Source organism: Ruegeria sp. CDSA034, from assembly GCF_059612275.1.
The window spans coordinates 1-13324 of record NZ_JBXWQH010000011.1 but is presented as its reverse complement, the minus strand read 5'-3'; the positions used below and the strand labels follow the sequence as shown (position 1 = coordinate 13324).

At 58.2% G+C, this 13324-nt stretch carries 13 protein-coding genes; 12 read left to right on the top strand and 1 reads right to left on the bottom strand.

All coding sequences use genetic code 11. The features are described 5' to 3' along the window. The first annotated feature begins 4 nt into the window (after window positions 1–4). Window positions 5–1024 (top strand): Holliday junction branch migration DNA helicase RuvB, encoded by a 1020-nt coding sequence (gene ruvB / locus AC2FLJ_RS16485; protein WP_109312604.1) that lies wholly within the window; start codon window positions 5–7, stop codon window positions 1022–1024. 63 nt (window positions 1025–1087) lie between these two features. Next, window positions 1088–1705, top strand: a complete 618-nt coding sequence (locus AC2FLJ_RS16480; RefSeq protein WP_496706783.1) for a hypothetical protein — start codon at window positions 1088–1090, stop codon at window positions 1703–1705. A 22-nt stretch (window positions 1706–1727) separates the two neighbouring features. Here the strand turns inward: AC2FLJ_RS16480 and AC2FLJ_RS16475 are convergent, their stop codons facing one another. Beyond that, a complete protein-coding gene (locus tag AC2FLJ_RS16475) occupies window positions 1728–3434 on the bottom strand; it encodes a SulP family inorganic anion transporter (RefSeq protein WP_496706781.1) in 1707 nt (568 codons plus the stop codon). Between the two features lie 190 nt (window positions 3435–3624). Here AC2FLJ_RS16475 and ybgC point away from each other — a divergent pair, with 190 nt between their 5' ends. The 10 genes from ybgC (at window position 3625) to AC2FLJ_RS16425 (ending at window position 13101) form a co-directional block, all read left to right on the top strand. Further along, complete coding sequence (gene ybgC / locus AC2FLJ_RS16470) at window positions 3625–4032, top strand: tol-pal system-associated acyl-CoA thioesterase (RefSeq protein ID WP_058273220.1); 408 nt, start codon at window positions 3625–3627, stop codon at window positions 4030–4032. Between the two features lie 111 nt (window positions 4033–4143). Further along, window positions 4144–4839: a protein TolQ gene (gene tolQ, locus AC2FLJ_RS16465; protein ID WP_058273221.1), complete on the top strand. Its 696-nt coding sequence runs from the start codon at window positions 4144–4146 to the stop codon at window positions 4837–4839. Window position 4840: 1 nt separating this feature from the next. Further along, window positions 4841–5317 carry a protein TolR gene (gene tolR / locus AC2FLJ_RS16460; protein WP_108861016.1) on the top strand — a complete coding sequence of 159 codons (477 nt, stop codon included), beginning with the start codon at window positions 4841–4843 and terminating at the stop codon, window positions 5315–5317. A 9-nt stretch (window positions 5318–5326) separates the two neighbouring features. After that, window positions 5327–6427: a cell envelope integrity protein TolA gene (tolA, locus tag AC2FLJ_RS16455; RefSeq protein WP_496699672.1), complete on the top strand. Its 1101-nt coding sequence runs from the start codon at window positions 5327–5329 to the stop codon at window positions 6425–6427. After that, window positions 6424–7743, top strand: coding sequence for a Tol-Pal system beta propeller repeat protein TolB (gene tolB, locus AC2FLJ_RS16450; protein ID WP_282120665.1), 1320 nt, complete (start codon window positions 6424–6426; stop codon window positions 7741–7743). The genes tolA and tolB overlap by 4 nt, the downstream gene beginning before the upstream one ends. An 89-nt stretch (window positions 7744–7832) precedes the next feature. Next, on the top strand, window positions 7833–8336 hold the full coding sequence (gene pal / locus AC2FLJ_RS16445) for a peptidoglycan-associated lipoprotein Pal (protein ID WP_472724240.1): 504 nt from the start codon (window positions 7833–7835) through the stop codon (window positions 8334–8336). Window positions 8337–8340: 4 nt separating this feature from the next. Continuing rightward, entirely contained in the window at window positions 8341–9174 is an 834-nt protein-coding gene (ybgF, locus tag AC2FLJ_RS16440; protein WP_496706881.1) for a tol-pal system protein YbgF, read from the top strand. After that, window positions 9171–10424: a tRNA lysidine(34) synthetase TilS gene (gene tilS, locus AC2FLJ_RS16435; RefSeq protein WP_496706777.1), complete on the top strand. Its 1254-nt coding sequence runs from the start codon at window positions 9171–9173 to the stop codon at window positions 10422–10424. Before ybgF ends, tilS begins: the two co-directional genes overlap by 4 nt. A 76-nt stretch (window positions 10425–10500) precedes the next feature. Next, complete coding sequence (gene ftsH, locus AC2FLJ_RS16430; protein WP_058279522.1) at window positions 10501–12417, top strand: ATP-dependent zinc metalloprotease FtsH; 1917 nt, start codon at window positions 10501–10503, stop codon at window positions 12415–12417. 108 nt (window positions 12418–12525) lie between these two features. Next, window positions 12526–13101 carry an MOSC domain-containing protein gene (locus AC2FLJ_RS16425; RefSeq protein WP_282170797.1) on the top strand — a complete coding sequence of 192 codons (576 nt, stop codon included), beginning with the start codon at window positions 12526–12528 and terminating at the stop codon, window positions 13099–13101. Window positions 13102–13324: the final 223 nt, after the last annotated feature.

Genomic DNA, 13324 nt, shown 5'->3' with positions numbered 1-13324 from the left:
CTGAATGGTAGACGCCGATCCCACATTGCGCCCCGATCCCTTGCCCGAGGATAACGACCGCGCCCTGCGCCCGCAGGGGCTGGACGAATTCATCGGTCAGGCCGAGGCGCGGGCCAATCTGCGCATCTTTATCCAATCCGCGCGTATGCGGAGCGAGGCGATGGATCACACGCTGTTTCATGGCCCTCCGGGTCTGGGTAAAACGACGCTGGCGCAAATCATGGCGCGCGAGTTGGGGGTGAATTTCCGCATGACATCGGGGCCGGTTCTGGCCAAGGCGGGTGATCTGGCGGCGATCCTGACCAATCTGGAATCCCGCGATGTGCTGTTCATCGACGAAATCCACCGTCTGAACCCGGCCGTCGAAGAGGTTCTGTATCCGGCGATGGAGGATTTCGAGCTGGATCTGGTGATCGGCGAAGGCCCGGCAGCGCGGACTGTGCGGATTGAGCTGCAGCCGTTTACTTTGGTCGGAGCAACGACGCGGATGGGCTTGCTAACCACCCCATTGCGTGACCGATTTGGCATTCCGACGCGGTTGCAGTTCTACACGGTGGACGAGTTGCACGAGATCGTTACGCGCAACGCCCGCAAACTGGGCGCGCCTGCTGATGATGCTGGTGCCCGAGAGATTGCGCGCCGATCGCGCGGGACCCCGCGGATCGCGGGGCGATTGCTGCGACGGGTGGTGGATTTCGCCATCGTCGAGGGCGATGGACGTATCACCCTGGATTTGGCGGATGGCGCGCTGACGCGGTTGGGTGTGGATAATCTGGGCTTGGATGGTGCCGACCGGCGATACCTCAAGCTGATCGCTGAGAACTATGCCGGTGGTCCGGTCGGGATTGAGACCCTGTCGGCTGCGTTGTCGGAAAGTCGCGATTCGCTGGAGGACGTGATCGAGCCCTATTTGTTGCAGCAAGGTCTGATCCAGCGCACGCCACGCGGTCGGATGTTGGCGCAGAAGGCTTGGACGCATCTGGGAATGGCGGCACCAAAGGGCCAGAGCGATCTGTTTGGTTGAAGCTGAGGCCTTTAGATTTTATGCCTTCGGCAAGAGTACTTTCGAAAAGATGAAGGATTGGGCGTGACCCCCGAAGACATTCAGTCGTTGTTCACCCGTGAAAACGGAGAGTTTCTGTTCGCGCGTTGGGGTCGGCCCATCGTGCCTATCGTCTTTGGGGTCGAGGAGGAAACTCTGACCACCATCAAGGGCGCATTCGAGGCCGTAGTCAGCTTGGCCGATCATAAGATGGCCGAAACGGATCCAGAACTTGGTGCGAATTGCATGGTGTTCTTTTTCCGCGACTGGAAGGAACTGCTGGAAGTTCCCGATCTGGATCGGCTGGTTCCCGATCTTGCGCCGTTAGTCGACCGACTGATCGCGGCGGATGCAAATCAATACCGGGTGTTCCGCTTTGAGGAAGACGGTGCGATCCGGGCCGCGTTTGTTTTTCTGCGAATGGACGAAGAGCTGTCCAAGGTTCCGGCTGAGACTCTGGCACTTAGTCAGGTAGTACAGACCATCCTGTTGTGGTCCGACACCGCTTTTCGAACGCAGTCGCCGCTGGCGGTCGCGGGCGAGGCGACGATCTTGCGCCCGGAGATCGCCGGGTTGATCCGCGCAGCATACGATCCGGTATTGCCGGGAGCTTCGCAGGATCCGGCGCACGCTTTGCGACTGTTCGCGCGGTTGCAGACGTAGTCTTAAGACCGATAGAGGCTATCTACGATTTGGAGTCGTTTCGGTGTTGAAAGGCAGTCAATAGGTCGCTTCCCGCGTCGTAAAAGGCATCACTACCCACCAAATCCGTAACCCCGTATCTGTCCAGCTCTGACCGCACGTGGGGGTCGACCAGTAGGAAAACCATCTTGATGTTCTTTGCCTGCAGGATCTTTAGAACATTGCGCAGCGTATAGCCTGCCGTGAAATCCACGTCATCAATGGCCGAAGCCTCGATACAGAACCAACGTACTTTGTTATCTGAATCACGGGTGATTGTCGCAATCTCATCCGAAAGCCGCTGTGCATTCGCGTAATACAGGCTGTGAGAGAAGCGATAGATTACAAGCCCGGGTTCGAACTGGTTCGGTGCAGTAATGGGTTTCGAATGCCAACCACCGTCTTTGGTTTTGACGATCACTGAATTTTTGGGGCGGTACCCACGGCGGGTATGGTCGATCAATGACAGCACCATCGCAAAGATGATGCCTTGTTCGACCCCAACGAAAACGACAACTGCAGCCGTGGCGACAGCAATCCAGAATTCGGACCGGGCTTGCCTGTAGATTGCAATCAGGCCTTTCAGGTCGATAAGTTTCACACCGATCAGAAACACGACGGCAGACAGCGCCGCATTGGGCAAGTAGGCAAGTGGGCCCGTCAAAAAGAGGATGACCACCAAGACGATCAAGACGGTCGTCAGTTGTGCCACCTGACTGCGGCCACCGGCGCTAGCCACCATCTCGGTTTTTGTCGGGCTGCCATTTACCACAAAAGTGCCGGTGAATGCCGCCCCCAGATTGGCCAGACCCAGCCCGACAAGGTCTGTGTTCTCGCTGAATTTCTCTTCGTATCGTGCGGCATAAGCTCGCGAAGTTGCGGCGCTTTGGGCCAAGATCACAACGAAGATGGACAGCGCGGTTGGCAGCAATTGTTTGAACAGGGTCCAGCTCCAGTCCACGTTCGGGACAGAGAGCGCAGGCAAGCCGCTGGGAACCGAGCCCAGCACCGCGATGCCGGATGCGGCGAATTGGAATGCCCAGCTGCATAGGATTACCCCAAGTATGGCGAACAACGGGCCAGGTAGTTTCGGTGACAGCTGCCGGCATCCGACGACGATCAGCAGAACTGCCGCTGCCACCGCCAATGTGGGCCAGCTTGTTTGGTCGATGTTCTGAATGGTTGCCTGAAGCTTGGCGATGGTCCCGTGACTGTCGCTTTCGATCCCCAAAAGCCCCGGTATTTCACCGGTTGCGACCTGAATGCCCACGCCTGTCAGGAACCCGACAAGAACTGTCCGGGATAGGAAATCAGCCAAAAACCCCAAGCCGATAAGGCGTGCGGCAATCAGCAGAACAGCTGCCATCAGCGCCAACAGGGACGCCAACGCCAGATACTCGGACGAACCCGACACTGCCATGCCAGCCAGGGCCGAGGCCGTAATCGCCGCCGTGGCAGAATCCGCACCCACCACAAGATGGCGGGACGATCCGAACAGCGCGAACAGCGCCATTGGGACAAGGATGGTGTACAACCCAGTCACAACCGGCGTGCCTGCGATTTTGGTATAGCCCATGACCTCGGGGATCGCGAGGCAGGCAAAGGTCAGGCCCGCCAAAATTTCCGAAGGCAAGGTCGCGCGGTTGAACGGCAAGATGCCCTGAAGGACTGGAAGAAAGAACATCCTCTCTTCTTTTGGTCCTTTAGCCATTGAAACTCCTGTCGGATTCACTTGGTATGTATGAAAGCCTAGAGGGCAAATCTTCGAATTTCGATAGCGGACTTGGGAAGGTGGGAACTTTGTCCCCACAAGGGATTGCAGGAACCGCGACAACCATGCATCTGTTTCAGAGCAGGATTTGCCCCGCGCGTTACATATTTGAGAGACCGGACCTGATATCATGGCCAATGAAGCTGATGCGCCCCACAAGCATATCTTTCCGATCCGGGTCTACTATGAAGACACCGATATGGGCGGGGTCGTATACCACGCGAATTACCTCAAGTTTATCGAACGCGCGCGATCTGACTATGTGCGCCGTCTGGGCAATGATCAGAACGCGATGCGCGATGGCGGGATCGTCTGGGTCGTGCGCCGGATCGAAGCCGATTACGTCGCGCCCGCGAAGTTCGATGATGAGCTGATCGTTGAAACTTGGCTGTCGTCAATCTCTGGTGTGCGGCTGACCATGGGCCAGTTGGTCAAGAGGGGGGAGACCGAGATCTTCCGCGCCTCGGTGACCGCCGTTTGCATGAATGCGCAGGGCAAGCCGGTCCGCCTTCCGGCAGAGATTCGCGCATTGATGTAACAATTTGTCGGTCTGGGGTGGTTATGTTGGCTTTTCGTAACCAACTGCGATAGCGTTTGGAAAAACAAGGCCAAACGAACGGCCGTCAGGCAAAAAACAAAGAGCAGGTTCATGGAAGCTGAAACGCTGGCGCTGGCGCAGGAGATCGATTTCTCCATGTGGGGGCTGTATGCTCGCGCGACCTTTGTCGTCAAACTGGTGATGTTGATGCTGATCGCTGCATCCATCTGGTCTTGGGCGATTATCATTCAGAAATTGATCAACTATCGCGCGGCCCGCCGAGAGGCGCAGGTGTTTGACGAGGCCTTTTGGTCCGGCAACCCGCTGGATGAGCTGTTCGAACATATCGGATCGCAGCCCGACGGCAGTTCCGAGAAGATTTTTGCCGCTGGCATGATCGAATGGCGCAGGTCGCACCGAACGGATGGCGGGCTGATCGCGGGGGCCACTGCGCGGATTGACCGTTCGATGGATGTCGCGATCGCCAAAGAGTCCGAGACACTGCAAAAAGGTTTGCCCATCTTGGCGACGGTGGGATCGACCGCGCCGTTCATTGGCCTGTTCGGGACCGTTTGGGGCATCATGAACGCGTTTATTGAGATTGCCGAGCAGCAAAACACCAACCTGGCCGTTGTGGCACCCGGCATTGCCGAAGCGCTTTTGGCCACGGGCCTGGGTCTGTTGGCTGCGATCCCGGCGGTAATTTTCTACAACAAGCTCAGTTCAGACAGTGATCGGATCGTGGGTGGCTACGAGGCTTTTGCCGACGAGTTCGCCACCATTCTGTCGCGTCAGTTGGACAGCTAAGATGGGTGCGGCGGTTCAGCAGAACGGAGGCGGGAACGGGCGCAGACGCGGCCGTCGTCGCGGGCGGGCGCAGCCGATGGCCGAGATCAACGTGACGCCTTTTGTAGACGTTATGTTGGTGTTGCTGATTATCTTTATGGTGGCGGCACCGCTGCTAACCGTTGGCGTGCCGGTGGACCTGCCCAAGACGGCGGCAAGCGCATTGCCGGGCGACAACGAGGAGCCGTTGACAGTCACGATGACTGCAGAAGGGCGCGTTCAGATTCAAACCACCGATGTTGCCCGCGAAGAGTTGATTGGCAAGCTGCGCGCCATTGCGGCAGAACGCAGCAGTGACCGGGTGTTCCTGCGGGCGGATGGTGCGATCCCTTACGCGCAGGTTATGCAGGTTATGGGTGCGCTGAATGCAGGTGGGTTTTCCAATGTGGGGCTGGTGACTGACACCGGTGGCCCTGCGCTGGACGAAGGTGGAGAGTGAGGCCGCGCGGTGGATACCGGCACCAAGATCTCGGCAATTGCCCATGTCAGTTTGATTTCGTGGGCTCTGTTTGGCGGCACCTTCCGGTCCGAACCATTGCCTATGCCCGTTCAGGATATCTCGGTGATCACGGCTGAACAGTTCGCAGCAATGACGGCTCAGAGTGAGGCGCCAGAGCTGCCTACGCCAACTGCCCTGCAACAGCCCGATGCGCCCGAGGAAGAAATCCCCACCCCTGAACCCGTGGAGCAGGAACCTCCGACACCTGAAGTGTCAGAGCCAAATGAACCGGAGCCAGAGCTGGAACCAGAGCCGCTGGCCCCTCCTCCTGAACCGGTCGTGATCGAACAGCCCCCCGAATTGGCCCCCCCAGAACCCGAGGCCGTCGTTTTGCCCACCCCGCCGGGGCCCGAGGCACAGCCGCGGCCTGCGGATAAAGTAGCGCCTGAACCTGTCGCACCGCCGCCGCCTGAAGCCGCGCCAGATGATATTGAATCCCCGGCTGTATCGCTGGACGAGGGAGCCGAGACTCAGCAAGAACAGCAGGATCAAACGGCACCCGAAGAGGCCACGGATGAAATCGTGACCGAGGCGGATGAAGCCAAGGAATATGCGCCGCGCAGCTCTCCGCGTCCGCTGGTGCGACCGAACCGGCCGACGCCGCTGGCGCAGCCCGAAGTGGCCGAGACCGAAGAACCGACCGAACCAGAGCCCGCGCCAAGTGATGAAACCGCGATCAACGACGCGCTGGCCGAGGCGCTGGGGCAGAGCAGCGAACCGTCTGGCCCACCCCTGACTGCGGGTGAGAAGGATGCTATGCGACTGGCTGTGTCGAAGTGCTGGAACGTTGGTTCTCTGTCCACGGACGCACTGCAAACGGTCGTTGTGGTCGGGTTCTCGCTGACACCGGATGGCAAGGTGCTCGGCGGTACACTGCAAATGATCGACAGTTCCGGCGGGACTGACGCGTCTGCAAGACAAGCCTACGAGGCCGCCCGGCGAGCGATTTTGCGCTGCGGGGCCAAAGGATACACCCTGCCTACTGACAAATACGATCAATGGCGGGATATTGAGATTACATTCAATCCCGAGAGGATGCGGATCAAATGATGAGATTTCTGACCAGCCTTTTGCTTGGCCTGACAGTTTTGGCAGCGCCAGTGTATGCGCAAAGCGGACCCCTGCGTCTTGAGCTGGATCAGGGGATTATTGAACCCTTGCCTTTTGCGGTGCCAAATTTCGTGCCCGACGGGCCAGCAGCCACACAATACGCAAACGACTTATCGCGCGTCGTAGCGGCGGATCTGACCGGAACCGGGCTGTTCCGTGAAATTTCTTCAGACGCATTCATCAGCCGGGTCAGCAGTTTCGAAGCCCCTGTGCAATTTGCCGATTGGAAGGCCATTAATGCCGAGGCCTTGGTGACAGGTGCAGTCAACGTCTCTGGCAAGCGCCTGACTGTGCGATTTCGCGTTTGGGACGTGTTCTCGGGTCAGGAATTGGGCAATGGTCTGCAGTTTTCCGGCACCACAGATGGCTGGCGGCGCATGGCACACAAAGTGGCCGATCAGGTTTATACCCGAGTGACCGGCGAGAGCGGTTACTTTGACAGCCGCGTCGCGTTTGTGTCCGAAAGCGGCCCAAAGAACCAGCGTCTGAAGCGTCTGGCAATCATGGACTACGACGGCGCGAACGTTCAGTACCTCACCGACAGCGCTGCGATTGTTCTGGCGCCACGCTTTTCGCCCTCGGGCGATCGGCTGTTGTACACCAGCTATGAAACCGGTCAGCCGCGCATTTATGTTTTGGACGTTGATCGCGTCAAACGGACCGAACTGAAGACACAAGACGGCACCATGAGCTTTTCGCCGCGCTTTTCGCCGGATGGCCGCTCCATCGTCTATTCGCTGATTCAGGGCGGCAACACGGACCTTTGGAAAATGGATCTCGCCTCGGGCCAAAGCGTGCGCCTAACGAACACACCTGCCATTGAGACCGCGCCCAGCTATTCCCCGGACGGGTCGCAGATCGTGTTCGAAAGCGACCGCTCTGGCACACCTCAACTGTACATCATGCCCGCAAATGGCGGAGAGGCGACCCGCATCAGCTTTAAACAGGGGCGTTATGGTACACCGGTCTGGTCGCCGCGTGGTGACCTGATCGCCTTTACCAAACAGAACAAGGGTCGGTTCCATATCGGCGTCATGCGGACAGACGGCAGCGAGGAACGCCTGCTGACCTCGTCCTTTCTGGATGAGGGGCCAACATGGTCGCCGAACGGGCGTGTCATCATGTTCACCCGTGAATCGCAGGGCGCAAGCGGACGGGCGACACTGTATTCGGTGGATATCTCGGGTCGGAATCTGCGCCCTGTGCGTACACCGGATGGCGGCAGCGATCCATCCTGGGGACCACTGCAGAAGTGATCGGGGCAGGGGGTTGGAAAAGTTCACAAATTTCCTGCACTGTGATAACAGAGACAGCAATAAAGCAATAAAACGACGAGGCACCTGAAATGAATGTATTGAGCAAAGTCATAGCATTGGGCGTGCTAAGTGTAATGGCCGCCTGTACCAACAACGATCCTTCGGCACTGGGCGGTGGCGCGGGCGGTAACGGTTCGATCCTGCCGGGTTCGCCCAGCGACCCTCAGTCACCGGCCTATTTCCAGCAAACTGTTGGTGACCGCGTGTTGTTTGAGGTTGATCAGTCGACCCTGACCGGGCAGGCGCAGACGATATTGCAGGGACAGGCTGACTGGTTGCTGGCCAATACGGATTTCGTCGCCACGATCGAGGGTCACGCGGACGAACAGGGGACTCGCGAGTATAACCTCGCTTTGGGCGCGCGTCGCGCGAATGCGGCGCGTGAATACCTGATTTCACGTGGGGTTGCCGGCAACCGTTTGACCACGGTTAGTTTCGGCAAGGAACGCCCGATCGAGATTTGCAGCACCGAGGAATGCTATTCCAAAAACCGTCGTTCGGTGACGGTCCTGACCGGTTCAACTTTGGGGTAAGATGATGCGAATTGCAGGATGGGTTCTGGCTGCGGTCGTGGCGACTGCGGGCGTGGCAAGTGCACAGGATCAGCAAACCCTGGCGGATATCCGTCAGGAGCTTACGGTGCTGCACGTCGAGGTTCAGCGCCTCAAGCGCGAGTTTTCAACCACCGGATCTCCGGCACCCAATCTGGCTGGCAGTTCCGTTCTGGAACGTGTTGACGCCATTGAGGCTGAATTGCAGCGCCTTACCCGTCAGACCGAGCAGTTGAACCAGCGTGTGCAAAACATCGTCACCGACGGAACCAACCGGATCGGCGATCTGGAATTCCGCTTGGTTGAGTTGGAAGGTGGCGATCTCAGCACGCTTGGCGAGACCTCGACCCTGGGTGGCGAAACCGAAATCACCGCTGCTGCACCCGCAACACCAGCAAACCCGACGGCACCGGCACCGACCGATCAAGGTGAACTTGCAGTGGGTGAGCGCGCGGACTTTGATGCGGCATCACAGGCGCTGGCGGATGGCAACTATCAGGCCGCAGCGGATCAGTTCGCCACATTCGAAACCTCGTATCCCGGCAGTCCGCTGGCCCCCGAAGCCAACCTGAAGCGGGGGCGCGCGCTTGTTGGAATGGGTGACACGCGTGAGGCCGCGCGGGCCTTTCTGGCCAGCTTTACCGGCGATTCCGAAGGTGCATTCGCACCCGAGGCGCTGTTTGAGTTGGGCTCGGCGCTGGGGCGTCTGGGTCAGACCGATCAGGCTTGCATCACTCTGGGCGAGGTGGGCGTGCGGTTCCCGTCTTCGACCTCGGCCACCAATGCCACACAGGAAATGGCAAGCCTGGGCTGTTCTTGACCGAAAACGCTGAAGAACTGCGCGCCGAGATTCGGGCGCGTTTACCCAAGACCCTTCCTTCGCGTCTGGGTGTGGCTGTCTCTGGCGGGGGCGATTCAGTCGCTCTGCTTTTGCTGTTGAATGATATTGCCCAAAACGAGCAGGTTAAGCTATTCGCAGCGACCGTTGACCACTGTTTGCGTCCCGATTCCGCAGTCGAAGCGCAGGAAGTAAGCGAGCTTGCCGCGCGTTTGGGTATCACGCATCAAACGTTGAAATGGACAGGATGGGCCGGTCAGGGGAACCTTCAGGATCAGGCCAGACAGGCGCGTTATCGGCTGTTGAACGAATGGGCCACACGCAATGCGATCAGCGCGATTGCGTTAGGCCACACCGCGGATGATCAGGCCGAAACTTTCCTGATGAGACTGGCCCGCGCAGCTGGTGTTACGGGTCTGTCGGGCATGCCGGTTGAACGGATTTTGGATGGCGTGACGATGTTGCGGCCGATGTTGGGTGTCACAAGGCAAGCATTGCGTGGCTATCTGTCTGGTGAGGGAGTTGGCTGGATCGAAGATCCCTCGAATCAGGACCTCCGGTTTGACCGGATCAAGGCACGGCAGGCCTTGTCTGACCTCAAGGATTTGGGGATCACGGCCAGTTCTTTGACCCGAGTCGCAGAAAACCTTGCACAGGCGCGTGAGGCATTGGAGCGTTTTACGCAGGAATCCGCCCGAAAAATCGCCGTGGTGGAAACCGGTGATGTTTGCTTGGATCGCACCGCCTTTCTGTCTTTGCCTCAGGAAATCCAGCGCCGGCTTGTGATCGGCTGCATCGCATGGATTGCCGGAGCGGGGTATCCACCACGCCAAACGTCGGTGGATCAGGCTGTGAAGGCTGTTAAAGAGGGTATCGCTACGTCGGTCAATGGCTGTTTGTTTGTCCCAAAGGTCAATAAAACGTGGATTTGCAGAGAGCTAAACGCCGTTCAGGGCGAAATCGCGCGCCCCGGCGAGCCGTGGGACAAACGCTGGATTCTGTCAGGACCTTCGACCGCTGGTGTACAAATCCGACCATTAGGCGAGCAAGGCCTGCCTAGGGTTCCAGATTGGCGGGACTTGGGTAAACCACGTCAGGTCTTGTTGGCTTCACCCGCTGTTTGGCTGGGGGATGAACTGGTGTCAGCTCCAACCGCCAGATTGTTGAATGGATGGACGGCTGAATTGGCCCCCGGAACGCCCGAGTTTCATTCTTCTTTTTTATCGCATTGAACCTCCTTGAATCATCTCTATTTTATAGAGCAACCCGGCAGACCCCCATCTGCCGAAATCTTTTGGGAGACTTTCCTTGGGCAACGCTCGTAACATCGCCTTCTGGGTCGTTCTGTTTTTGCTGATCCTTGCACTGTTCAATTTGTTCAGCGGACCAGGCGGGACACTTCAGAGCAATGAAAGAACTTATTCTGATTTCGTAACCGCCGTTCAAGCCGACGAAGTCAAGAATGTGACCTTGGATGGCGAACAGATTCGCTATACCACGCAAAGCGGTGCCAACTATGTCACCATCAAACCCGGCGATGCCGAGGTCACCAAACTGCTGATCGACGAGAACATTCCGGTTCGCGCCGAGAAACAGCAGCAATCCGGTTTCCAGTCGTTCCTGATCACGCTGCTGCCGTTCCTGCTGCTTATTGGTGTCTGGGTCTATTTCATGAACCGGATGCAAGGCGGTGGAAAAGGCGGCGCGATGGGCTTTGGCAAGTCCAAGGCCAAGATGCTGACCGAAAAGCATGGCCGCGTGACATTTGACGATGTCGCAGGCATCGATGAAGCCAAGGAAGAGCTGGAAGAGATCGTGGAATTCCTGCGTAACCCGCAGAAGTTCAGCCGCCTTGGCGGTAAGATCCCGAAAGGCGCGCTGCTGGTTGGCCCTCCGGGCACCGGTAAGACGCTGCTGGCGCGTGCGATTGCGGGTGAGGCAGGTGTGCCGTTCTTCACCATCTCAGGTTCTGACTTTGTGGAGATGTTTGTTGGTGTCGGTGCATCCCGTGTGCGTGACATGTTCGAACAGGCCAAAAAGAATGCGCCCTGTATTGTCTTCATCGACGAAATCGACGCCGTCGGTCGCCATCGTGGTGCCGGGTATGGCGGCGGGAACGACGAACGCGAACAGACGCTCAACCAGTTGCTGGTTGAGATGGACGGGTTCGAGGCCAATGAAGGTGTGATCATTCTGGCGGCCACCAACCGTAAGGACGTTCTGGACCCTGCGCTGCTGCGCCCCGGCCGTTTTGACCGCAACGTGACCGTCGGCAACCCCGACATCAAAGGCCGCGAGAAGATCCTGGGCGTGCACGCGCGCAAGACACCTCTGGGTCCCGATGTCGACCTGCGCATCATCGCGCGTGGTACTCCGGGCTTCTCGGGCGCTGATCTGGCGAACCTCGTGAACGAGGCCGCATTGATGGCGGCGCGCGTTGGCCGTCGCTTTGTCACAATGGAAGACTTCGAAAACGCCAAGGACAAGGTGATGATGGGTGCCGAGCGCCGTTCGATGGTGCTGACGCAAGACCAGAAGGAAAAGACCGCCTATCACGAATCTGGTCACGCGGTCGTCGGACTGTCGCTGCCGCTGTGCGATCCGGTCTACAAGGCGACCATCATTCCGCGCGGTGGCGCGTTGGGTATGGTGGTGTCGTTGCCGGAAATGGACCGTCTGAACTATCACCGCGACGAATGTGAGCAAAAGCTGGCCATGACCATGGCAGGCAAAGCCGCCGAGGTGATCAAATACGGTGAAGATCACGTCTCGAATGGCCCCGCCGGAGACATCATGCAGGCCAGCCAGTTGGCGCGTGCCATGGTGATGCGCTGGGGTATGTCTGACAAGGTCGGCAACATTGATTATGCCGAGGCGCATGACGGCTATTCGGGCAACACTGCTGGCTTCTCGGTTTCAGCGCATACCAAAGAGCTGATCGAGGAAGAGGTGAAACGCCTGATCCAGCAGGGTTATGAGCGCGCGCACAAGATCCTGTCCGACAAGAACGAGGAATGGGAACGTCTGGCGCAAGGCTTGCTGGAATACGAAACCCTGACCGGGGATGAGATCAAGCGCGTCATGAATGGCGAATCGCCGACCGATGGTGATGACGAGGGTGACAAGCCGGATGAAGGCAGCGCGCCCAGCGTTACCGCCATTCCCAAGACCAAGGTCAAAAAGACCCCGCCCGACGGTGGGATGGAGCCAGAACCATCGGCATAAAGAAATCAGACCCGGGCCAAGTCCCGGGTCTTTTCTTTTCAGCTTTTCAAATGGACTGGTTTGACTTTTAGTACGATTTTGACGGCCCGCAGCCGAAGGGGATTTCAAATGCCGGTATTGCGAGAAACAGAGTTCACGGGTGAAGTTGTTTGGCTGGGTCACGTGCCCGCGGGTGGCTCGATCCGGGCCAAAGCGGTCGATGCTTTGAAGCTGGAATTCTCAGGGGACAAAGGCGAACGGCACGAGGGTCTCAACCGGGCCTCTTGTGTCAGGGTCAAGAATCTGTATCCGCAAGGCACCGAAATCCGAAACGTGCGCCAATTGTCTGTTCTATCCGCCGAGGAAATGGACGCCACAGCCAAAGAGATGGGGCTGGATCGGCTGGATCCTTCGTTTCTGGGCGTCAGCATCTTGTTGCGCGGCATTCCGGACTTTACACATCTTCCGCCATCCTCGCGTTTGCAAGGCCGCGACGGTGTCACGATAACCGTGGATATGGAAAACCGCCCCTGCGTCATTCCCGGTCGTGAGATCGAAGCCGATCAACCCGGGTACGGGGCGTCCTTCAAGCCCGCAGCACAGGGCCGAAGGGGTGTGACTGCGTGGGTGGAACGACCCGGACAGCTGCGGTTGGGGGACCAGATGAGCCTGTTCGTGCCAGATCAGCGGGCGTGGGCGCCCTAAACGTCAAGCGTTTTCGATTTGAAACCGGTGAAATGACGCTACGCCGTTTCATGGCTTGAATATGTCGGAATCTCTATCCATCGGGATTGTACACAACGGTATGGATTGACCAGCACCGGCCCAGCTGCGCCGGTTTGCAGGGAATTCAACCGGGGGTTTTGCCCAATGAGCTATAAATCGGACATTGAAATTGCGCGCGAGGCGCAGAAGAAGCCTATTCAGG